Consider the following 22,996-nt stretch of genomic DNA (forward strand, 5'->3'; position numbering starts at 1 on the left):
TAGATGACATCATTACGGGTTTCCGTAAAAAATAGTAGAAATAAATTTGTATACAGATATCGGGTATATTTTAAGCAAGAATATTTATTCTAACCTCTTAAAAAAGAAAGGGCTGTAATCCGGTATGAGTTGAGGATGTGCAATAGCAATAATATCCTTTAAGATAATATCGGGTCGTAAAGGGCCTAATTCAAAATATAATAACCCTCCATTTTCTCCTATTTTATTTGTGTAGGTATAAACGTTATTGTTGTTATATGCATCAAAGAGCGCATAATTTTTACTATTTGCATGCATCTGTGCTTTGTTTTTAAAACTACCTGCACCTATCCATAAAGGGGCATGTTGTGCTTTTACCAAAACACTTTCGAAATTTAATTGTAGACTCCCTGTATTTGGTGTGTCTTTCCATAAATAATCAGTGTTGGCGTCTTCTAAGTATTTCGCTACAAAACTCTTCCCACCAGGGATGTTCCAAGTATCTTTAAAAGGCGAACCAGAAAATACAATGGGCTTTTCTATAACGTGAGATGCAATTTGTTTTGCTGCTAAATAATCTCTCTCTACTTGTTTGAAAATTTCGTGAGCCTCTGTTTCTTTATCAAAAAAAGTAGCAATAAACTTTATCCATTCTGCACGTCCTAATGGATGTTGCTCTGTCCATGCGCCATCTAAAATAACAGGAATCCCAAATTGAGCAATTTTGTCTAAGGTCTCATTATTGCCATTTACCGAAAAACCAATGACTAGTTCCGGAGCTAACTCTAAAAGGAGTTCCATATTAATATCAATGCTACTGTTGAGGTTTTTAATTTCTCCCTTATCGATACGAGCTCTTGTTTTTTCTGAAGAAATATAGTCAGGATTAGGAAATCCTACTAATAAATCATCAACACCCAAATACTCTAAAGAAGGAATATTTGTTGTAGACATGGCGACCATTTTTTTAATAGGAAGTTCTACAATAACAGTATTTTCATCTTGTTGATCATAAGTGCTTATATCTTGTGTTAAGATATAGGTAAACGTTTCTTCACTATCTGGCCAAGCAGAAGTAACTTTTATTTCTTTATAGTTTGTATAGTGTGTGATAGAAAACCCTTTTGCATAATCTATTTGTTCAATTCTTTTCTCTTGAATTGATACTTGTGAAGGTGTATCGCTTTTTTTTTGAATCTCTTTACAAGAAGTACTTATGAATACTAAAGAAAGACATATAAAGAGAAATCGCATAGATGAAAATTTAAGAAACCAAAATTCGTTATTTTTTTTGTATCCCCATCTATAGAAGGGTATTTTTGATGCAGAAGTGATTTAGCTTTTTTGATTCAAGTGAAAAATAGGAATTTTTATAGCCAATAGGAAAAGTCTAAATTACTTCTTTAAAATAAAGTCAATGAAATTTTTATGTTCGTGGAGTGGTGGTAAGGATAGTTGTTATGCTTTGTATAAAGCGCAACAATTAGGATATACGCCTACAGTATTACTTAATGTGATGAATGAACATGGAGATAGATCCCGCTCTCATGGAATCCCTAAAGAAATTCTAATGGCACAAGCTGAAGCTATTGGAATACCTATTCATTTTTTTAATAGTACGTGGGCAGATTATGAAGTAAACTATATCAAACATTTAAAAGATCTTGTAAAAACGTATAGCGTATCCCATGCTGTTTTTGGAGATATTGATATAGCCTCGCATCGTGCTTGGGAAGAGAAAGTATCTCATGCTGCTTCTATAGAAGCAATTTTGCCTTTATGGCAAGGAGATCGGAAAGCGTTGGTTCTTGCAATGATTAAAGATGGAGTAGAAGCTATGATTGTTTCCTGTAATCAAACTTTAGGACCTGACTTTTTAGGAAGAACTATTGATAGTAAACTTCTGGAAGAACTAGAAGCCATAGGGGTAGATGCTTGTGGTGAAAATGGAGAGTATCATACACTAGTCGTAAATGCTCCATTTTTTAAAAACCGATTGAATATTCAAATGGTTGGAAAAGCCACTTCGAGTAATTATAATTTTGCAGAGTTACAATTGGAATAATTTTTCAGCTCTCTTTTTGCTATTTTATATAAACAATTAAAGCGTCACTCTGAACTTGTTTCAGAGTCTCACGAATTCGTATCTCCTTTTGAGATGCTGAAACAAGTTTAGCATGACTACTATAGCATCATTTTAGATACAAAACATCTATACTTTAAGAAATAGGAATCTTAGTAATCACTTTGATATCGTTGTCTTCTTTTTTAAGATGAATCACATCTCCGTATTGAATCTTAATACGGAATGATTTTTCTAAAGGAATTTTCAGAAGTTTAGCAAGCAGTGACCGTATAGGACCTGCATGTGTTACAATAATGACAGGTTGTGCAAGTTCTGATTGGATTAATTCTTCAAAAAAAGAATACACGCGTGTGGTCAAATCAATATAGGACTCTCCATTTGGAACGCGCACGTTTACAAAATCATTCATCCAAGGTTCTATATCTTTCTGCGGAATATCATTCCAAGGCATGAGTTCCCAATCTCCAAAATTTAATTCTAAGAGCCTATTGTCATAGGTAATAGGGCTTTTATACGCTTTCGCGAAAGCGGAACAACGTTGTAAAGGACTGGAAATAATGTGATAATCTCCTTTTGGAATGGTATCTAAAATCACTTGAAATTCTTCTGGGTAGCTACTTATAAGTTCCAAATCACTTTGTCCATAACAAATGCCTTTGTCTATATGGGGAGTGGTATGACGTACTATATATATGTCCATAAGGCGATGAGGCTTATATAAAAAATGACTTCTGATAGTTGTTGCACAGCGCCTGCGCAATCACCCGTTTGACCACCGAGCCATTTAGTGAATTTAGCACCTAGATACATTTTAGAAAGATACATAGGAATGATAACCAAGAGTACGAAAGGAGATTTAAAAAATAACAGAGGAATCATCCCTATAAGACCACTCACAATTATAATATCGATACCAATATTTTTTGCAGCAGGCTTCGCTTTGCTATCTTCTGTCTCTCTTACATATGGATGTGTATAGAGTAGGGTAGTAGCAATAAATCGACTTAGACTATGACCAGAAATAATAGTCAATGGGATATAGTGTACAGGAACTTCACGTAATGCTGAAAATTTGATCGCTAATAAGAGTCCAATTCCAATAACGCCATAGGTTCCTAATGTAGAGTCTTTCATAATAAGAAGGATCTTCTCTTTGGTCCACCCACCGCCTAAACCATCACATACATCTGCAAAACCATCTTCGTGAAATGCGCCTGTGGTATAGATAGAACTTGCCATACTGAGTAACAATGCAATTTCTAATGGCAAAATAAAGGAAGCACCATAAAATACTAAGGCTGCAATACTACCTACCAAGATGCCTACTAAAGAAAAATACCGCGAACTCTTCTTAAGATAGGTAGGATTATGGTCTACCCACTTAGGACACGGAATGCGTGTAAAGAACATTAAGGCTGTAAAAAAAATATGAATCTCTTTCTTCATTTATGGGGTTGTTTCTCCGCTTATACCAGCACTTTCAAAGCTAGCCATTTCTTGTAAGAAATTAACAGATGCTCTCAATATAGGTATTGCTAATGCCGCTCCTGTTCCTTCTCCTAATCGAAGTCCTAGTGATAGTATAGGTTGCACCTTTAGAAAATCTAACATTTTGATATGCCCTTGCTCATTTGAGGTATGCGCAAATAAGCAGTAATCTAATACATTTGGTTGCATTGCATGTGCAGCCAATAAAGCAGCAGTCACAATAAATCCGTCTATCACAATAGTCATTTTTAATTCGGCAGCTTTTAGAATAGCAGCAGTAATCATGGCGATTTCAAATCCTCCAAAAGTCGCAAGCGCTTCGGTAGGATTTTGAATGTTGTATGTCTGATAAACTTCTGATAGAATACGTTGTTTTTTAGAAATCCCATTTTGGTCGAGACCAGTTCCAGACCCTACACATGTTGCAATAGGAATTTGTGTGAAATAGCTCATTAATAAGGAAGCCGATGAGGTATTTCCAATGCCCATTTCTCCAAATCCTATTGTATTTACCCCTTCTTTATGCAAATCAGTTACAATGGTTTCAGCATGCTGGAAAGCGGTTTTGAGTTCTTCTAGCGTCATTGCTGGAACATGCTGATAGTTTTTGGTGCCCATAGCTACTTTAGCATGTGTGATAGCTATGTCTTTATCAAATGTATGATTTACACCCGCATCTACTACTTTGAGATGGATATCATTTGTTGTGCTCAACACATTAATAGCAGCGCCTCCTTGTACAAAATTATACACCATTTGCGAGGTCACTTCTTGCGGAAATGGATTTACTTCTCCTTTGGAAGCAATACCGTGATCTCCTGCAAAAACAACGATGGTAGGCCTTGTAATTACGGGAGTTTCTGTTTGTTGTATACAGCCGATTTGGAAAGCAATTTTTTCCAACATTCCTAACGCCCCAACGGGTTTTGTTTTTAAATCTATTTTATGTTGAAGTCTTGCTTCTAATTCGCTGTTTTTTGTGGTTGTAATCATGTTTTTTTGTAGGATTTATTTAAGAGTCATAGGAATTCCCGAGACCATAAATGTAGCTTTATCTGCCCGTTTTGCAATGTGCTGATTGACCCAACCTTGCAGTTCTGTAAATTTCCTACCCACCTCTGTTTGTGCATGCACACCCATTCCTATTTCGTTAGAAATGATAATAATAGTAGCATCTATGTTTGCTAGTTTGTCGAATTCCGCTTTCGCGAAAGCTAAACATTGCTGGATATCGTTTTTTGTATCAACAAAGTAATTGGTAAGCCATAAGGTCACACAATCTATCACCACGACATCATTTGTAGAAACGACAGTAGAAATATTTTTTTCTTCCTCTATAGACGTCCAACGTTCATCTCTGTCGGCTTTATGTCTATCAATACGTTCGGTATGATCACCACCCCAATTGCGGGAGGTTGCGATGTATATAGGAGTATCAGATAAAGAAGTCGCTAATGCCTGTGCATAACTACTTTTTCCTGAACGTTCACCACCAGTAATGTAATAGATCATAGATTATATTTTTCGGAATATATGAATGCAAAGATTATATTTTTTTGAACTAATAGTAAAGAAAATGCGCATTGATTATAAAAATGATAGTATCTTCGCGCCGAATTTTGGTTTGATTTTGTTGTTTGCAAACAGAATCAATTAAAAGGGAATCTGGTGCAATAGTAACTATTAAATCCAGAACTGTTCCCGCAACTGTAATTCTTTGCTAATGAAAATTAGCACCGTTTAGGATGTTATTAACTACAAAACCACTGGCACTTGCTGGGAAGGTATAATAACATAAGATAAGTCAGGAGACCTGCCATATTCAGCAAAGTAAGTCAAACTTTCGGGATAAAAGTTTACGTATAATAGTGATTATACTATTCTCGATTTTAATTAAAAAAAATGAACAAAAAAACAAATGCATTTGTAGCATTAGGTATGTTTTTTTCTGTGTGTACTATGGCACAAGAAACGCAACAACCTACTGTAGAAACATTGGACGAAGTGGTATTAACAGATTCGCGTTTTGCATTAAAACGTGAAAACTCTGGAAAAACAGTCATTACAATTTCTAAAGAAGAAATTGAAAAAAACCAAGGCCGTTCTGTCGCTGAATTAATCAATACAAAATCTGGTATTGAAGTAAATGGTAGTAGAAGTAACGCAGGACAAAACTTAGGTGTTTTTGTACGTGGAGGTAGAAACCGTCAAGTATTGGTGATTATAGATGGGGTTCAGGTTTCTGATCCATCTCAAATTAATGGCGAATATGATTTACGCCTATTATCTTTAGGAAACATCGAAAAGATTGAAGTAATCAAAGGTGCTGCAAGTACACTGTATGGAAGTGGAGCTGCCGCTGCTGTAATTAATATTACAACGAAGGATGCGAGTGATAAAGCAGTACATGTTGTCATCAATTCTAGTGTGGGAACCAATCAATCTCAAGATGACCAGGATTACAGATTGTCAGATTTTAATAATAGCGTGAATGTAAACGGAACGTTAGATAAGTTCACTTATAAAGCAGGGTTTAATCAGCAATTTACCGACGGACTTTCAGCAGCACTAGTAGAAGAAGGAGAAGCAGAAAGAGATGCATTTTCTAAAAAGAGTTTTGATCTAAATCTTGGATACCAATTTACAGATGCTTTCTCTATAAATATTTTTGGGAATGTAACTGATATTAATTCAGATTTTGACGGTGGTGCCTTTTTTGACAGCCCAGGAAATGAATTTAATAGTGATCAGTACAGAGTAGGGGTTTCTTCTACATATAAGTACAATAAAGGAAGCGTACATTTAAACGCATCGTATAGCACATTTGATAGAGCGTTTATCTCTGATTTTCCATTCTTTGCAGAAGGTGAGAATTTGATTTTAGATGTATATAATAAATATAAAATCAACAATTCTTTCTACACGATTGTAGGTTTGAACGTCATTGATAATCAAGCTACTTTTGAAGGAAATGCACAAGATGAAAACCCAGATTTTAATATCATAGACCCGTATGCCAATGTGGTGTATGTATCAGATTTTGGTTTAAATATCAATGCTGGTGCTCGTCTGAATAATCATAGTGAGTATGGTTCTAATTTTACATACAATATCAATCCTTCATATACATACAAGTTTGGAGAAGGAAGCTATGTAAAGCCATTTGGATCGTATAGTACATCATTTATAGCGCCTTCTTTAAATCAATTATTTGGAAACTTCGGACCTAATCCTGAATTAGACCCAGAAGAAAACTTAACCATAGAAGGAGGAGTTGAAGTAAAACTAGGAAAGAATTTTAGAGCTAGTGCTTTATATTTTGACAGAGAAGAAACAGATGTGATTCAATTTGACTTTGAAGCTGGGTATTTTAATAGTGAAGAAGTGGTCAATACGAGCGGTATTGAAGTAGAAGTAAATGCTACACCCGTAAAGAACCTATCATTAACTGCTAACTATACGTATATAGATAATGAAAATAATGCGGTGTTGATTCCAGAAAGCAAAGCCAACTTTACCGTAGGATATGATTTCTCTCCAAGAACATTTGCTTCTGTAGCCTATCAATATACAGATGATAGATTGGCTAATGACTTTAGAGAGTTTCCAGCAACAGAAGTTACACTAGAAAGCTTCAGTCTTGTAAACCTTGCTTTTGGACATACTTTAAAAAATGAAAAATGGCGATTCTTATTAAGTGTAGATAATCTATTAAATGAAGATTATCAAGACGTTTTCGGATTTACATCAAGAGGTGCCAACGTAAAACTAGGAGTAACACTAAATCTTTTATAAGAAGAGCTCTTAGTTGAATTAAGCAGATGCTATATTCCTTTATAAGATATAGCATATCACTAAAAAGCCCTTATCTATTTGGATAAGGGCTTTTACAATTGTGTATATTGATTTCATTTCATCAATATAGTACTACTACTTAGGGGAATGTTTTAAAATTTTAACTCTTCCTTTTTTTGCTTTCGCGAAAGCGTATATATCAAATAGAAACGTGGCGAAAATTTTATGAGCAGTTATTTCTTTTTGAAGATCAGATTAAATAAGAATAAAATCACGATAGCACCTATGGCACCAGTGAGTATGGCTCCTATCCAACCAGTCCCGAGATTTATGCCAAGCTTTCTTAAAATCCACGAACCGACAAAACTACCAATAATACCTACAATAATATTTCCGATAATACCTAGCCCACTACCTCTGTACAATTTACTGCCTAGCCAACCAGCTAAAGCACCAATAATAAGTGTTGCAATGATTCCCATATGATGATTTTTTAGTTATTAGTATCCTACAATGTAATGGATTTTTTTGAGAATACTTATTCCAACCTACTAATCACCTGCGTCTCATTATGTAATGTTTTATGTACAGGGCACTTATCTGCAATTTGCATAATCCTTGCTTTTTGTTTGTCATCTAATCCATCGGCGGTAAGTTTGACCACACGTGTGAAGGTGTCAATTTTTGCCGTAGCATCATCAGGACACGATTGACAATCTTCAGGATACGATTTAGAATAACTCGTATGTACCTCTACATTATCTATTTTCCATCCTTTACGTCTCGCATACATTTGTATGGTCATGGCTGTACACGCCGAGAGGGATCCCGCTAAAAGCTCATAGGGTGTAGGCCCATAATCATTTCCTCCAATACTAGGCGGCTCATCTGCTTTCATATAATGATTTCCGAGCTTCAGTTCGGTGGTGTATTTATCTTCGTCATCTAGACTTGCCACTACTTGGTAGGTTGTACTTATTGTATCATTTTCTACAGCCGGAATATATCGAGCGGCCCATCCAGCGATTACTTTCCCTACATAAGAGGCATTTTTCTTATCAATTAATAAATGCTCCGAGCCATCTAAGGTCACAAAACTTTTTGGGTGATGTGCCGCATGGTAAATCTCTTCTGCATTTTTAATAGATACGGTAGCATCTTGCGGTGAATGTAAAATCAATAAGGCTTTATTGAGTTTGCGCGCTGCATCTGTACAAGAACACGCTTCTAGATCATCTATAAATTGTTTCTTGAATGTAAAATCACGACCCGCAAGCGTTACATTGGCTTGCCCTTCTTGTCTAATAACTTCAAGTCGACTGCCTAATTGTTTTTGCACATGCTGCGGATTACTAGGCGCTCCTATCGTAGCCACTGCAAGTACACTCTCTATTTGGCCACCTGCAAAAATAGCAGCAGCACCTCCTAAGGAATGTCCTACTAAAAGCGAAGGCGCTTTGTATTCTTTGGTAAGAAATTCGGCAGCACTGATGAGGTCGGTGACATTAGTAGAAAAGTTAGTGTCGGCAAAATCACCTTCACTTCTTCCTAATCCCATAAAGTCAAAGCGTAATACCCCAAAACCTTCAGACGCTAGCGCACGACTTACATTTCGAACAGCACTAAAATCTTTACTACAGGTAAAACAATGGGCAAAAATGGCAAAATTATGAGGATCTTGATTTGCAGGAAGATCCAATCGAGCAGATAGAGACTTCCCTTCTGCGTTTATGAATGTTAATTTACGTGATTTCATGAAGCTGATTTGTTTTGATGTCTAGCTAAGTCGGTTTTCAAAAAAATACCTAACGAATTTTGATGCGTTAAGGTACAAATATTCCCATTTTCAAGTATCGTTTTTTTTCGCTTTAAGCAAAAATATAAATAGCGAAACCCTACTTTATATAGATCTAAATTCTCTACCTTCTGTTATGTATGAATCCTGAATTACGGATCTATTTCTCTTTTTACAAGTTTTATTAGCGTACCTTTCATCGTGTATTATGTACTTATTGATATTAATTATCTCTTTGCTTCACTTTTGCAAAAAGCTAAGGCTCACTTTTAAGTCTTTATTTCTACTCATAAAACGTCAGTAAACAGACTAATGACTGATTTCTGAAAAGTATCTATTAGTGATTTTAACGATACGTTTTGCCGCTATCATTACGTTGCAATTCGTTTTAATGCAAAAGAATATGACTTTATTTAGTACCGATGTTCATTCCATTTTTGTACCCAAAAAAATACAGGTATACCTACTTTTTATAGATGGGCGTGCCCTTTATCCTGAATTATATTCAGAATAAAGATCGGGCTTTCCGATACAATTCCTCGCACTTCTCCCGATCACAATCGGGATCAGGCTGCGGGATTTCCACTGCAATCCCTCACGCAATACCTAATAAAGATGATATTATGAGTACAGAAATACGAGTAAACAGACCAACTCCTATTACGAGTAAAAAACACATAATCCTATTTGATAATAAGACCGATGTTATACAAACTATCAAAACCTTAGAAGCAGGAAAATCTATAGTCATATCAGATTTCTATAGCAATGGCTTAGTAGTACTCAAAGCATTAAAAAATTATCTTAATAAAAAACTACCTAACACATCATTTCAAGAACAACGTACGTTTCGATCTACGTATCATAAGTTATCTAATCGTATTCTCATTGAAATTGAAGATCATAAAGTAGCCTTAAAGAAAGCACCTTCTATTGGTTGGCTGAAAAAGTTATATCCAGAAATATCTGATTTTGTATTATCCTTTCCTCAAGTACAAGGACTCAACAGTTCGTGGCAATGGTATACTAATGGAATTTCGATACCTGTATTACGCAATAAAATACATCCCTATTATGGTACTTATTTTCCAACACGTTTTGATCATCTTACTCTTTTTGACAACTGGTTAAAACGCTATGAAGGTCCTAAAAAAACAGCTATAGATGTGGGGATAGGAAGTGGGATTCTCTCTTTTCAGCTTCTAAAATATGGATTTCAAAAAGTGTATGGAACAGATATAAACCCCAATGCCATTGTTGGATTAGCAGTGTTTATGGGAGACACCAAACTATCACGTAAAATAGCATTAGATTATGCCCCTCTTTTTGGACGCTATGATTCCCCAACAGAACTCATTATTTTCAATCCACCATGGTTACCTAAATCAAATCAAGAAGATTATGTTGATGCTGCCATTTATTATGATGAGCACTTATTTCCTAATTTTTTCGCGGAAGCAAAACAACGATTATTACCAGAAGGACAGATTGTAATTTTATTCTCAAACTTATTTCAAATTACAAACTTTAAAACAATACACCCTATTGAAAAAGAACTTTCTGAAGGTGGGAGATTTCAATTAAAACGCTGTTTTAAGAAACGTGTAAAAGAAGCCTCTAGTTTGACAAAGCGAGATCAGAATTGGCGTGGCTCTGAAGAAGTCGAACTTTGGGTATTAATACATAAGGTGAGTTTGTGAGTCTATAAGTTGATGTGTTTAAAAGTTTATAATAACCAATAGCTATTTGCTATACATTCATCATAGGGCTACTCTTCTAGAGGGTGTACAGCAACGGCTATTTTTGAGTCGGCAGTTCCATAATAAAGGAACCAGCTATTATTAAATGTAACCAACCCTTCTACAAAACACACTTCATTGACTTCTCCAATTTTTTCATATTCCTTATCAGGATAAATAAAATAGGAAGGCGTTCTGTCTATTAATTGATACGGATGATCTTTGTCAAAAAGTGCTTGACCGGCTGCGTAGGTGAATTTAGGGATAGCGGGATCATTAAAATTTGCAGCATTACTTCCATTATAGATTAGTAAGATTCCTTCTTCTTTATAGATCGCAAATGGACCAGGTTCTACCAATCGGCTATCAAAGTAACCGCTTCTAGGGTGTAATACGGTGATCATTTTCTTGTTTTCTTCATTGATAGCCACCTCCCAATGAATCAGATCTTCTGAGGTAGCCATAAACAAATTAGTATCTCCAAAGTACATCCAGTATTTTCCATCTATCTTTTTAGCGATATTTTTAGTTCCTACCACTTCTACGACAATCGCTCCAGATTTTGACCAAAGGTCTTTGTAGATCTCTTGATGTAACACAAGTCCGTGTTTTGTCCAGTTGATTAAATCTTTAGAAGAAGCAATCGCTAGTCGGGCTGTTTTTCCGTTATAGGCAGTATAGGTCATAATATAAGTTCCATCAGCACTTTCAATGATTCTTGGATCCTCAACGCCATCAAAATAACAGCTTTTACAATCTTCTATGAGTGGCGCTCCATTTAGTTTTCTATAATTCCACTCATACGGTTGCATCGCATCTTTATCTGGATAAAACACAGGAGTTGCTCGCTTGGTAAAATGAAGCCCGTCGTCACTAATTGCAAGACCTATACGAGACGTTCCCATTGAATCTTGGGCTCTATAAAATAAATACACCTGATTGTCTTTGATAATAGCAGACGGGTTGAGTACGTTTCGTTCTTCCCAATTACGTTGCTCTTTTGTAATAGGACATTCAAAGTGTAGGCGGGGTGTTGGTTTTAAAATAGGATTGATACTATCCACTTTCGTGAAATCAGTAAATGCCCAATGCGCTGCTTTTTTAGGTACTTCAAGAGTTTCTAACGATTCATTCTTACATCCATAAAAAGCCAGGATAAGTAGGATGATCAAATACATAGGTTTTCTCATAGGAGTATTTATGGGTTGTCATATGAATTGAATTATCTCCAAGATACGGTTATTAAAACTTAGGTCAAGATTCCCATTTCTATATCGTATTTTTGAGCTACTTTCAAAGAGATTTATGACACACCCGTCTACCGAAAAGATAGCACCTGTTTCTTATAGAATTGTTATCCTTGATGTCCTTAGAGGTTTTGCGCTCCTAGGTATATTTGTGGTCAATATTGAAATTATGAATTGTGTCTTTATGAATCAAGATGCATTTTCTGCACAATGGACTTCATCTATAGATACACTCGCCGTTCGACTCCAACAGCTTTTCTTTTATGGAAAATTCTTCCCGATATTTTCTTTGTTATTTGGGGTAGGCATTAGTATTCAATTGGTAAGCTTAAAGCGAAAAGGAATACCGATGTCCTTCTTTTTTCGCCGAATGGGCGCGTTATTTTTGTTTGGTGTCGCACATATTCTCTTTTTATGGTCTGGTGATGTTATACATATCTATGCCTTTCTAGGACTCTGTACATTGTTACTAGTACAACTGAAACCTAAACAGCTTATCATTATTGCGCTGGTGATCTTCTTATTTCCATTCTATGGATCATTATTTGAATGGATCACCGCTGCCTTAGGATACCAACCTGAGGTCTATTTAAAAAGCTATACTCCAGAAACGATCGAGACTACTATTCGAGAAGGCTCCTATGTGGATGGGATGCAGTTACGCATGCAAGAATACAAAAGCAATTTAGCCGTTTTATTTGTCTCCTTAATGCCTATTGCATTTACGATGTTCATCTTAGGATTAACGATAGGGAAGAAGGGATGGTTACAAGACATTCCTAGAGGGATACAACGTATCAAAAAACCAGTATTATGGATCGCTGTACTTTCTAATGTATATAGAGTAATTTTCCTATTCTTTTTATGGGAAACTGAAATCTGGAAAGTCCCATTTTGGCGAACGTTGTTTATTTATGGTATGCAGATAAGCGATACGCTGATGGCATTATTTCTTGTGTGGTTGGTCGTATATGCATTTCAATACGCATTTTGGAAAAAGCTATTGAGTCCTTTACAATATGCAGGCCGTATGGCATTGACCAATTATTTACTACAAAGTTTTATCGGATTATTGATATTCTCTTCTGTAGGATTGCAATGGTATCAAACCTTATCACCTATACAGACTATGGGTGTCGCTATGGGTGTTTTTATAGTACAGGTGTTACTGAGTAAGCTTTGGCTGTCATTCTTCCAATTTGGTCCTTTAGAATGGATTTGGCGATGTATTTCGTACTGGAAAGTATTAGAGATTCGGAAGAAGGGCTAATATTATTTATAGAGTATCATCATTTACTTCAATCCAATATCCATTTGGGTCTTGAAAATATACCTGCTTGATTCCATCGTCTCTTACGTAATCTTTGTTTGGGGTATTTTTCCAATCAGAGTACTCCATGTTTAATGCTATTAGATGTGTGATAAATGCATCAATATCTGATGTGGCTACTGCAAAATGAACTGCCTTATTCGTTTTTATTTCGGCATTTGGACGCGGAATCAAGTGAAGTTGTTTTCCTTCGCCAAGGGATAACCACCTCGTTTTTGAATCTGAAGCTGTATTCTTAATTTCTTCAAGTTGTAATACCTTTTGATAAAATGCCATAGATACATCGACATCTTTAACCGAAAGTGCGATATGATTGAATGAAAACGAAATCATTTAGTAAGATTGGTTTTGAGTTTAAAAGTAACAGTTGTGAGTAGTTGTAACAAACGAGCGTTACCAGAGATAGTAAGTTGTCATAAAAATACTTAATCTACATAAACTTCTCTTGTATAGATAAGTATGTTTTTTGATATTATTTCATTAATTCTGTCTTCAGTTATTCCTTCATTATTTTTTTTGAATAATTTATAAATTGGATTTACATCTTCAGATAGAATGAAGTATTCATATTGTTCCTTTTTGAAACTTTGTAGATCATCAAAGTTCATTTCTCTTTTTTGTATAAAATCTCCATTATTAATTTCTAAAAATTCAAATTTTCCGTCTTTTGGTTCTTCGTCCCATTCACCTCTGTAGTCATCTATTCTTATCAATCCAGAATACCATTCAAATTTGTTATTGTTTGGGAATAATTCTTTTATAATTTTTAAATTCAGTTTAGTGTCTTCAAACATTTCAAGTTTGTCAACTAATAGCTGATCATCTTTAATTTCAAATGTTGCGATATATCCTCTCCACAAAGCGGTACATGTTACTTTCGATTCTGGTTTTTTTTCAGGATGTTCTCTAAAATACCCTTCTAAAAGCTCTTCGTTCAAGTAATAATCTTCTCCCGAATAAATGAGTCTATCTCTAATTTGTCTTGTCATTTCTTAAATTGGATACAACATGTTAGCTACTGATTTTTGTATATTCTATTATAATTTTCTGATAGGAACACATATGTCAACTTTAAAAGTTCCATTTTCAGGTTCTTCAGGGTATAATTCGAAACAAGCTCTGTCGTCTGGTTGATATCCACTTGTCGGAAACCATTTTTCAATAAGCCAATCCCAAGCCTTTTGAAATTCATCGGCTTTGACTGTGAATCTGGCAACAACATATTTTCCTTTTTCAAGAACCATTTTTCCGATTTCGCCGTCCACTTTGGTGTTTTCAGGTGCTGTTAGACAAACACTTGTCCTTAATTTGCTTTTATCGGCAACGTTCACGTCATCGTGGTAAACTATGGCAGTTTGGAAGTCTCCATTATCTAATATTCCTTTTGGACCAGCCCAAGCGAATAGTTTGCTAAACAGTCTTTCAAATAATTTAACGTCTCCTTGATAGGGGCCGATGTGTCTTACATAAATTACAGGTATGTTTGGTAAGTCTTTTATTTCAATACTTTCGTTATTTTTCATATCTACCTTCCATTTAATTGATTTCGTTTGATTACAAATATAAACGGAAGGTGTTTCAATGTTTTTATCCTGAGTGCTATTTACTTTATTCAAATTGCTATTTTTCTTTTTGAATGAAGTCGCTGATTCATTAAAATGAGATTTGAAATTCTTTGAAAATACTGGTAAACTTTTAAATCCGCATTTAAGAGCAATACTAGAAATCGAATCGTTTCTGTTACTCAAAAGTGATGCTGCTTTTTCCAATCGGAGACGAAGAATCAATTTAAATGGTGTCTCTCCTGTTATGTCTTGAAATATTCTACTGAAATGAAATTTAGAAAAGTTGGAAATCTTTGCTAATTCGTCCAATGAAAAATCATTGTCCAAATTTCTCTCAATATGGTCAATTACTTTATTGATTCGATATTTGTATTCATTGTCAATCATTGGGTTCGTTCCAACTTGCAGCTAACGATTGTTTATGCAAACCTAACTGAATTTTGAGGGTTTAGCAACTATATTATATATAAGCACTTTTTGTGATTAGTAGCGATAACCGCTTCTTATGTTGTATATGCCAATTGTTTTAATAGTTTTAAATCTAAACCAAATTTGATGTAAATAGTTTGCAGTTTTCCACAATTGATAAAAAAGACTCGAGATCACTACACGTCCATGACGTATATTCTCTTTTAGTCATTTCGACAGAGCGAGGTATGAGCGACGAGAAATCGCATCACATTGAGTTAGATGTGTGATCTCTCCTTTCGTCGAGATAACTCAAAATTATTAAGCTCTAAGACACAAGATCCAGGACGAATTACTTTAGTCTTGATTCCTGGTTCTTTCCAGTCTAGACTCTCTTCTATTGTAGATAATTTTTAAAAATTTCGAATGCATATTTACTAGCGATTTGCGTTACAAAAAGCGGGAAATCTATAGGAGCCTCACTATTGGCTTTATCCGAAATAATACGAATGATAGAAAAGGGAACCTCATATTCATAACACACTTGTGCCACAGCAGCTCCTTCCATTTCTGCGCATACTACAGATTCTAAATGGGTTGTTATAAATTGTACTTGTGATGCTTTGCTTATAAATTGGTCTCCACTTGCAATGTCGCCTATCACCACTTTAGGATTCATAATATCCAGGCTTCTCGCTTCCTTTTCTGAAATCACATTCGTATACGTATCAATGAATTGTTGACATGCATTTGTGAGTTGTTCTCTTTTTTCGGGATGTGTGTCAAAAAAGGTTTTATGTAAAAGCGGAATTTCAAATAGACCATATAAAGGCGAGGCATTCATATCATGTTGCACGAGTTGTTTTCCAATCACAATATCACCAATATTCATATCTGGATGGATACCTCCAGCAACGCCTGTAAAGATGAGTTCGTTTACATCAAAATCATTGATCAATTGAGTGGCTGTTGTTGCCGAAGCAACTTTTCCCCAACGGGAAAATACCAATACCGCTTCTTTTCCAAAAAGGGTCCCTTTATAGTACGTTCGTTTTCCTTTTGTGTACTCTTCTGTATGTTCTAAATGGTTCAGCAATGCTTGAATCTCTTCTTGCATGGCACTCATAATTCCGATCATTCTTTGCTTTTATACGTGTGGAATAACAAATGTAGCCTTTTTCACTCTTTTGTTATTGGGTTATAGTAAAGCCGATAGATGCGTTGCGATAAGAAGTTTGGTAGTCTCCCCTCCGTCTGAATCTCGTGCCTCGATTCATCCACCTCCCCTCGTTAAGGGGAGGAGCCTTCTTGTTTTTATACGAGATACTATTCTTGTTTTCTTTTGTATTTAGTGTTTTAAGTTTGAGTTCCCCTTTTGGGGATTAGGGGGGCTTACTTACCTCGTAACTCCTCAATTACCTCGGTACTTACCCAATAGATATCTTGGTTACTTGTATAAAAGAAATACTTACCGTCTTTAGAAACAAAAGGACAAAGCTCGTGACCTTCTGTATTAATGGTAGTTCCCATATTAATAGATTTTGTCCATGATCCATCTGGGTTTTTGAAACTAATGTAGAGATCACCTCTTCCTAATCCTTCAGAGCGTGTGGCGCAGAAAATCACATACTTCTCATTAGGATCAACAAAGACATCAGCTTCATAGCTAGTGGTATTAATGGATGGTCCTAACTTTATGGCTTCTTGGAATTCTCCATTCTTAGATTCGGAAGTATAAATATCAAAGTGATTCTGGTTTTTATTGGATGAAAAATACATGGTACCTTCCTTTGTAAAGGAGATATAATATTCTTCAGAAGGTGAGTTAATATTTGGTCCAGCATTGATGGGTTCTGACCAACTATTGCCTTGTCTCTCTACATACCAGATATCATGATCTTCTTTGGCTCCTGAACCGTCTAGTGCTTTTTGAGAAATAAAATATAAGCGTTGTTCATCTGGAGATAAAAAAGGATCATTAAATCCATATTTTGGGTTTGATAAAATGGTTATAGGTGTTGTCCATGTGTTTCCTTTAAGTTCTGAATAACATATGACGGTTCGTCCTCCTAGCTGTACTCCGTAAAAAAACTGCGTAGCATCTTTATTAAAAACAGATCCAAACTCATACTCGCCTTTTTTTGAAATGATTTCAGGAGCAAATATTTTGGGTTGTACTGTTGGCGGTTTTTGTCCCAAATAGGTGAACGCAGGATTTACTTGTTGAGCGTAAGCCATAAACGGAATACATAACGAGCATAAAAAACAACAAAGGAATAGACGCATAAGTTTTAAGATTGATTGATATGATACTAACGTATGTATGTGTTATTTAGTTGTGTTAGCGAAATATAATAATATGATTTCTATGTAAATAATTAGTTATTTCTTAGTGTGATTTTGTTTTAAAACAACATGATTTATTTAAAATTAGCAATTTTGTTCATTTTCTTTGCTTGTCCAAAGAAAACGGAACCAAAAGAAAAGACACCTTTTCTTAGGTATTTTTTCGCTTTAAGCGAAAAACCACAAGAACTTCCCTAAATTTTTTCCATGGTTTCAAAAATTTTTAACGGGAATTCCTTTCTATACTGAAGAAAAGGGGAGAAAAATCTGAGAACTTACGTCGAACTTATATTAAATAATAATACGCGCTAATTTCTAATTTACCAATGCGGGAATAATATAGTCCTTTAAAATCTCTCTGGGTTGATTGCCTTTACGGTTTCTGAAATTCCCTGAAGTGATCACTACCACCGATTCTAGCGCTGGAAGAATAAAAATAAATTGTCCGCCAGCGCCTCTTGCTTCAATTGCTTCATAGGCTTTTCCATTGACTTCATAAGTGTCATGCCACCATAGATATCCATACAAGTTTTTATCATTGTAGTCTTGTAATCGTAAGTATTTACCAAAAGAGGCTTCCACCCATTTTTCAGAGATAATTTGTTGTCCTTTCCATTTCCCTTTATTTTGGTATAGTTGTCCAAATTTGAGCAAATCTCGCGATGTTAATAGCATGCCTCCTCCAAAATAAGGAGTGATTTTAGAATCATCTGTCTGATTGATATAATTAGTGATGCCTAAAGGGGCAAATAGCTTTTCGTCCATATAGGTTTCAAGAGGAATGTCTAAATGCTCATTTAAACAAACACCCAGTAAAAACGGATTGGCAGAACCATAATCTGCATAGGTACCTGGTTCTTTGACCATAGGAGCTTCTAATACGGTCTTTAACCAATTATTAGAAAAACGCGGATCTTGATAATTGTTTTCTGATGCCTGATTATTGACATCCAATCCTGAACTCATGGTGAGTAAGTCTTTTAGGGTTATGTTCGCTTTTTGAGGATCTTTTGTGTATTGATAGGTTTCAGGAAGAAAGTCATATAATTTTTCATCAACACTTTTTATAATGTTTTCATCGATCGCAATTCCAATAATTGCAGAGGATATACTTTTGGATGCCGATCTCAAGTCGTGTGGTATATGGGCGTTAAATCCATCAAAATAGGTTTCAAATACGAGCTTATTTTCCTTGGCGATAAGGATACTATGGGTATTGACTAACTTTTGAGCTTCAACATCAGTTATTAATCGTGTTAATTCACTTTTATTGATTCCCAACGCATCTATATTGGTTGTTTCCCAACCATCCTTTAATTGTGCAGGCGTATTTGTATTTTGTGGTTGGTGTACGTAATCTGAATGATATTCCCAACCATCATTGGTATGAGTTAAGTTTGTTTTTGTAATAAACATGTCAGCTAGGAAAATCTCTAACTCAATATTCTTTTTTGATAGCTTAGCGCGAAAATTGAATCCGGTCATCCCATCTGTAAATAGGAGGATATCTCCTTTTTGTTTAAAATCAGCAGTCCACGTGCCTCTAAACCGTTGATCTCCGAAAAATGGATAGGCAGCTAGCGTTTTTTCATTCATGGGTTCTATATACAGCATGATATCATCAGATTGTAAACCATTATCTACCATAAAAGGATTCCAAGCACCTGCGAATGTATCATTCCCTTGATGTTGCAAGTTTACATGGTACATCAATTTCCCCGTTTGAATAAACCCCGTTAGTACTTGTTCATTCTGAGTATACTGCAAATCGAAGAATAACTGGTTGTCTATTGTAAATTCAACTCCATTAGTACTAGAAGAAGTTACAGATTCATCAAAGAGGGTTGTGTCATTAGCGATTTTCAAGTGATACGCAGTGCCTTCTCCTTTATGTAAAGTTACCTGAAAATTGAAACTGTTTTTATTCGGCAAAAAGCCTATCCATTCGCCCTCATAATCTTTTTGATCAATCTGAGCGCAGCTTGTCATTATGGACACAGATAATGCTACTATAATTGTTAGGTATTTGAACATTTTTTTAAGTTTAAGTCACAAACTTAGAACATATCAATAGGTGAAAATTGTATGAAATTAACATTACGTCTATTTCTTTAGTATTTTTCTATACGAACTGGGGTTCATATCAAAATGAGATTTAAATACCCGATTAAAATGACTTTGATCTGAAAAGCCTGCTTGGTATGTAATTTCTGTTAATGACTTAGAGTTGTCAAACAAAAGTGGAATCGCTTTTTTAAGTTTTTGTTGCCGTATATATTCCCCAAGACTCATAGAAAGGTGTTTAGGAGCTGCTCTTGAAATATGTACAGGATGTATCTGTAATTGATCAGATAAATATTTCAGACTTAGTTCTGCTGTATCGTAGTGTAATAATTCTTTTAAGTCTTCTATCCAGATAGGTGGTTTTTGAATATGTGTCGTTTTGATATTGCTTAAGGCTTCCGATATTTGAAGTAGTAAAAATTCAACAGACACTTTACTATAGGTGTCTGAGAGTAGTAGTTCTCTATATAGTTTTGCAAAAAGAAGGTGTAATTGCGGATTCTCTATAAGCTGACTCCCTTCTAGTATCTGCAAATCGATGCCATTCTTTTCAAACCACGTTCTTTCAAACTCTAAATGAAATCCACTCGCAGTATCAGAATGCATACTGCCATAATGAGATTCTTGCCAATTATTAAACATTAAACTTCCAGAAGGACAAAGTGTTTTGACCCTAGTATTACAATCCATCATATTGCCTTGTAATACATACATGAAATAAGGATTCTCATGATAATGCCAATCTGTTTTAACACCTGTATAGATATAGCGTGATAACAGAATTCCATTAAAGGACACCTCTAAATTTTGATCGCCGTAATATTGTCCTTTTGTTAATACTTTCATTTTTTGCTAGCACTTATAGATACTATAACTAATGATTGTTATCTTTTATTTTTCTATGATAAAATATACTCTTTTTTATCTAGAGAATGAAATTTATATATAGCTACATCTAAAAACGCTGTATACCATTTTATCGTAACCATTTCTTCATTATAGGAAATTCTTTACTATCGCATAACTCCATCCATTCAAGTAATGGTAATCCAACATAATTCTTATTGGTGAATTGCTCAATAAGCCATTCTGAATCATTTTTATAGCCTCCTGAATGAAATAGAATGGTAAGATCAATGCTTAAATGAGTTGCTGCAGCATATGACCATAATATGGTTGCAATTTCATCACCATCTGAAGGCCAAGCTGGGTCCATTTCTTTAGTGCCTATTAGAGGTCTTAGTTCTTTATCTGTAATAGCTATATGTCCTGCTTCATGCAATAGGTCTCCTGGATATTGCAACTTTTCTTTATCCAATAAGATAGTACCTCCTTTTAATTGTAAACCCGGTAGGAAGGTGTCATTAGTTAATGCTTCTTCAACTACAAGTATGTGAATACTTGTAAGAAAATGTATGATTACTTCTAATGTATTTTTATGGAATTGCAATATTTAGAATTTTATTTTCATAAGTAGTATTCAAAACTTTTTATGATCAAATATCTAATAAATCTGATACAGGGTATAGCGTCCCGTCTTTCCTTTTAGCTCAGTTTCAAAGGTTGTGTATTCTGGGTATGTTTTTTCTACTTTTTGATAAGCTTCTTGAGAGAGCAGGAGGGAAGTGCCAAATTCTTTATTGGCAGCTTCAATCCGACTCGCATAATTTACATTATCTCCTATAATAGCTAATTTTCTCATAGCTCCAGTATCAAAAGGACCTACAATCGCATTTCCATAATGAACGCCTGCTCGTATTCCAAAATGTGTATTGAAGTTTTCTTTGAGATATTCATTAAAATCGTCTAGCTTTTGATTCATCCCTTCTATGGCATGGATGGCATCTAATACAGAGTTGTCTGTATTTTCGTCTATTCCAAAAACTGCTAAGATTCCATCACCCGCTACATCACTAATGATTCCTTTGTGTTCTTGGATGATGGTATTCATGATTCTATAATATCGATTTAATACGTGTACAATATCATATGGTGGAAATTTTTCTGCAAAAGCGGTATAATTCACAATATCGGTAAATACGATGGTGAGCCTCTGCTGTCTTCCTAAGGCAATTTCTGAATCTTCAGAAAACTGTTCAGAAATGAGATCAATATCCAATTTATCAGAGACCATTCTTCTAATCAAAACATCTCCTTTTAATTTGGTTTGACAGGCTAGTCTGATTTCTTTTGGGAAATTTAATTTCGTAGAAATAAGTTGTTCCAGTTCGTTTTTTGGATAACAATTTTCTATTCCTTCCATGACACTCACCCGACAAGTAGAGCATTTGCCTTGCCCTCCACAAGCATGTGTATGATTGATATGCGCTGCTAGCGTTGCCTTTAGAATAGTATCTTCTTCGGCGCAATGAATTTCTTGCTTTTCTTTAAATAACTGTATTTTATTGAAAGTGGTTTGATCCATGAGGGAGCTTGTTTTCTTTGTATCTCACAGTTATTTTAACTATCCTCTTTCTTCTTCTTTCTCAAGTCTGTTTTTAGAAAGAAAGCAATTTGAAAACGATCAAAAGTATCTACTCTAAAATCATTTTTTAAGTAGCCTACTTGTGTACTTAGGTTTTTAGAGATATTATATCCTAATGCGCCATACAAACGGTTTTGACCGAAGAATTCATTCTGTAAATTGATAAACACTTCATCATAGGCCGTTAAGAACCATTTGTCGCTAAGCGGATATGTAAGCCTTAAAAAATAACGGGCACGATGCTGCGTATCATTTCCCGAAAGGGGATTATCTATAAAACGTTGTTCTAAACGATAGCGATGTGAAAACTTCAATTTTCCAACCGAGTTACGTAGCACAAACTGTTGATAGATACGGTGCTCTGAGATGTTTTCTTCTCCATTTGGATCTTCAAATGTAGGATCCGTACTAATAAAACCATAGCCAAAAGAGGCCATGGCTTTATCAGAAATATGATAATTTAAAGCGGTACGTAATAATAACTGATTAAAATTATCTGCAAATTCGTAATTACGATACTGTACTTCTGCATGGATACTTAATTTTTCAGATACTCGATTGTTGGTAAATAGCATATACCAAGCTCCTAAATCATCTTCTCCATTATTTTGTGCATATGTACTTGCAGTTATAGATAGTAGTATGAACGCTAAAAATATTTTTTTCATA

General features: G+C 35.1%; 22 protein-coding genes and 1 riboswitch. Of the genes, 4 read left to right on the forward strand and 18 right to left on the reverse strand.

What is annotated here, in order from left to right; genetic code table 11:
- Positions 1 to 84 precede the first annotated feature (84 nt).
- Positions 85 to 1,233: an ABC transporter substrate-binding protein gene (locus CHB80_RS11745; RefSeq protein ID WP_089371660.1), complete on the reverse strand. Its 1,149-nt coding sequence runs from the start codon at positions 1,231 to 1,233 to the stop codon at positions 85 to 87.
- A 163-nt stretch (positions 1,234 to 1,396) separates the two neighbouring features.
- On the opposite strand from CHB80_RS11745, the gene CHB80_RS11750 reads away from it, so the two are divergent.
- Complete coding sequence (locus tag CHB80_RS11750; RefSeq protein WP_089371661.1) at positions 1,397 to 2,044, forward strand: Dph6-related ATP pyrophosphatase; 648 nt, start codon at positions 1,397 to 1,399, stop codon at positions 2,042 to 2,044.
- Between the two features lie 154 nt (positions 2,045 to 2,198).
- On the opposite strand, the gene cobC is transcribed toward CHB80_RS11750, so the two are convergent.
- Genes cobC through CHB80_RS11770 form a run of 4 tightly spaced genes read right to left on the reverse strand, consistent with a single transcriptional unit; the run spans position 2,199 to position 5,065 of the window.
- Positions 2,199 to 2,765 (reverse strand): alpha-ribazole phosphatase, encoded by a 567-nt coding sequence (gene cobC, locus CHB80_RS11755; protein WP_089371662.1) that lies wholly within the window; start codon positions 2,763 to 2,765, stop codon positions 2,199 to 2,201.
- Positions 2,750 to 3,511, reverse strand: coding sequence for an adenosylcobinamide-GDP ribazoletransferase (locus CHB80_RS11760; RefSeq protein WP_089371663.1), 762 nt, complete (start codon positions 3,509 to 3,511; stop codon positions 2,750 to 2,752). The genes cobC and CHB80_RS11760 overlap by 16 nt, the downstream gene beginning before the upstream one ends.
- Positions 3,512 to 4,546 (reverse strand): nicotinate-nucleotide--dimethylbenzimidazole phosphoribosyltransferase, encoded by a 1,035-nt coding sequence (gene cobT / locus CHB80_RS11765; RefSeq protein ID WP_089371664.1) that lies wholly within the window; start codon positions 4,544 to 4,546, stop codon positions 3,512 to 3,514.
- A gap of 15 nt (positions 4,547 to 4,561) precedes the next feature.
- Positions 4,562 to 5,065 carry a bifunctional adenosylcobinamide kinase/adenosylcobinamide-phosphate guanylyltransferase gene (locus tag CHB80_RS11770; RefSeq protein ID WP_089371665.1) on the reverse strand — a complete coding sequence of 168 codons (504 nt, stop codon included), beginning with the start codon at positions 5,063 to 5,065 and terminating at the stop codon, positions 4,562 to 4,564.
- Positions 5,066 to 5,156: 91 nt separating this feature from the next.
- Positions 5,157 to 5,388: riboswitch (cobalamin riboswitch) on the forward strand.
- A 67-nt stretch (positions 5,389 to 5,455) separates the two neighbouring features.
- Between CHB80_RS11770 and CHB80_RS11775 the strand changes: the two genes are divergently transcribed.
- Complete coding sequence (locus CHB80_RS11775) at positions 5,456 to 7,348, forward strand: TonB-dependent receptor plug domain-containing protein (protein ID WP_089371666.1); 1,893 nt, start codon at positions 5,456 to 5,458, stop codon at positions 7,346 to 7,348.
- Between the two features lie 233 nt (positions 7,349 to 7,581).
- On the opposite strand, the gene CHB80_RS11780 is transcribed toward CHB80_RS11775, so the two are convergent.
- Together CHB80_RS11780 and CHB80_RS11785 are read right to left on the reverse strand one after the other, a co-directional pair.
- Entirely contained in the window at positions 7,582 to 7,830 is a 249-nt protein-coding gene (locus CHB80_RS11780) for a GlsB/YeaQ/YmgE family stress response membrane protein (protein WP_089371667.1), read from the reverse strand.
- A gap of 56 nt (positions 7,831 to 7,886) precedes the next feature.
- Entirely contained in the window at positions 7,887 to 9,104 is a 1,218-nt protein-coding gene (locus CHB80_RS11785; protein ID WP_089371668.1) for a bifunctional alpha/beta hydrolase/OsmC family protein, read from the reverse strand.
- Between the two features lie 662 nt (positions 9,105 to 9,766).
- Between CHB80_RS11785 and CHB80_RS11790 the strand changes: the two genes are divergently transcribed.
- A complete protein-coding gene (locus CHB80_RS11790; protein ID WP_089371669.1) occupies positions 9,767 to 10,843 on the forward strand; it encodes a 50S ribosomal protein L11 methyltransferase in 1,077 nt (358 codons plus the stop codon).
- Positions 10,844 to 10,911: 68 nt separating this feature from the next.
- On the opposite strand, the gene CHB80_RS11795 is transcribed toward CHB80_RS11790, so the two are convergent.
- On the reverse strand, positions 10,912 to 12,072 hold the full coding sequence (locus tag CHB80_RS11795) for a glycoside hydrolase family 130 protein (RefSeq protein ID WP_089371670.1): 1,161 nt from the start codon (positions 12,070 to 12,072) through the stop codon (positions 10,912 to 10,914).
- A 115-nt stretch (positions 12,073 to 12,187) separates the two neighbouring features.
- Between CHB80_RS11795 and CHB80_RS11800 the strand changes: the two genes are divergently transcribed.
- Positions 12,188 to 13,399: a DUF418 domain-containing protein gene (locus tag CHB80_RS11800; RefSeq protein ID WP_089371671.1), complete on the forward strand. Its 1,212-nt coding sequence runs from the start codon at positions 12,188 to 12,190 to the stop codon at positions 13,397 to 13,399.
- 6 nt (positions 13,400 to 13,405) lie between these two features.
- Here the strand turns inward: CHB80_RS11800 and CHB80_RS11805 are convergent, their stop codons facing one another.
- The 10 genes from CHB80_RS11805 to CHB80_RS11850 all read right to left on the reverse strand — a co-directional run bounded on the left by CHB80_RS11805 (position 13,406) and on the right by CHB80_RS11850 (position 22,995).
- The gene (locus tag CHB80_RS11805; protein WP_089371672.1) at positions 13,406 to 13,792 is read right to left on the reverse strand and encodes a VOC family protein; all 387 of its coding nucleotides are present in this window, start codon (positions 13,790 to 13,792) and stop codon (positions 13,406 to 13,408) included.
- A 92-nt stretch (positions 13,793 to 13,884) separates the two neighbouring features.
- The gene (locus tag CHB80_RS11810; RefSeq protein ID WP_089371673.1) at positions 13,885 to 14,448 is read right to left on the reverse strand and encodes a hypothetical protein; all 564 of its coding nucleotides are present in this window, start codon (positions 14,446 to 14,448) and stop codon (positions 13,885 to 13,887) included.
- A 48-nt stretch (positions 14,449 to 14,496) separates the two neighbouring features.
- Complete coding sequence (locus CHB80_RS11815) at positions 14,497 to 15,411, reverse strand: AraC family transcriptional regulator (RefSeq protein WP_089371674.1); 915 nt, start codon at positions 15,409 to 15,411, stop codon at positions 14,497 to 14,499.
- A 418-nt stretch (positions 15,412 to 15,829) separates the two neighbouring features.
- Positions 15,830 to 16,570: a 5'-methylthioadenosine/adenosylhomocysteine nucleosidase gene (locus CHB80_RS11820; RefSeq protein WP_089371675.1), complete on the reverse strand. Its 741-nt coding sequence runs from the start codon at positions 16,568 to 16,570 to the stop codon at positions 15,830 to 15,832.
- Between the two features lie 254 nt (positions 16,571 to 16,824).
- A complete protein-coding gene (locus tag CHB80_RS11825) occupies positions 16,825 to 17,670 on the reverse strand; it encodes a TolB-like translocation protein (protein ID WP_089371676.1) in 846 nt (281 codons plus the stop codon).
- Positions 17,671 to 18,093: 423 nt separating this feature from the next.
- On the reverse strand, positions 18,094 to 19,812 hold the full coding sequence (locus CHB80_RS11830; RefSeq protein ID WP_089371677.1) for a serine hydrolase domain-containing protein: 1,719 nt from the start codon (positions 19,810 to 19,812) through the stop codon (positions 18,094 to 18,096).
- Positions 19,813 to 19,881: 69 nt separating this feature from the next.
- Positions 19,882 to 20,688 carry a helix-turn-helix domain-containing protein gene (locus CHB80_RS11835; protein WP_089371678.1) on the reverse strand — a complete coding sequence of 269 codons (807 nt, stop codon included), beginning with the start codon at positions 20,686 to 20,688 and terminating at the stop codon, positions 19,882 to 19,884.
- A 130-nt stretch (positions 20,689 to 20,818) separates the two neighbouring features.
- Positions 20,819 to 21,292 carry a hypothetical protein gene (locus tag CHB80_RS11840; protein ID WP_089371679.1) on the reverse strand — a complete coding sequence of 158 codons (474 nt, stop codon included), beginning with the start codon at positions 21,290 to 21,292 and terminating at the stop codon, positions 20,819 to 20,821.
- Positions 21,293 to 21,346: 54 nt separating this feature from the next.
- Complete coding sequence (locus CHB80_RS11845; RefSeq protein WP_089371680.1) at positions 21,347 to 22,267, reverse strand: adenylate/guanylate cyclase domain-containing protein; 921 nt, start codon at positions 22,265 to 22,267, stop codon at positions 21,347 to 21,349.
- A gap of 35 nt (positions 22,268 to 22,302) precedes the next feature.
- Positions 22,303 to 22,995, reverse strand: a complete 693-nt coding sequence (locus CHB80_RS11850; RefSeq protein ID WP_089371681.1) for a DUF2490 domain-containing protein — start codon at positions 22,993 to 22,995, stop codon at positions 22,303 to 22,305.
- Position 22,996: the final 1 nt, after the last annotated feature.

Origin of the sequence: Dokdonia pacifica (assembly GCF_900188275.1) — a bacterium.
Classification (GTDB): domain Bacteria; phylum Bacteroidota; class Bacteroidia; order Flavobacteriales; family Flavobacteriaceae; genus Dokdonia; species Dokdonia pacifica.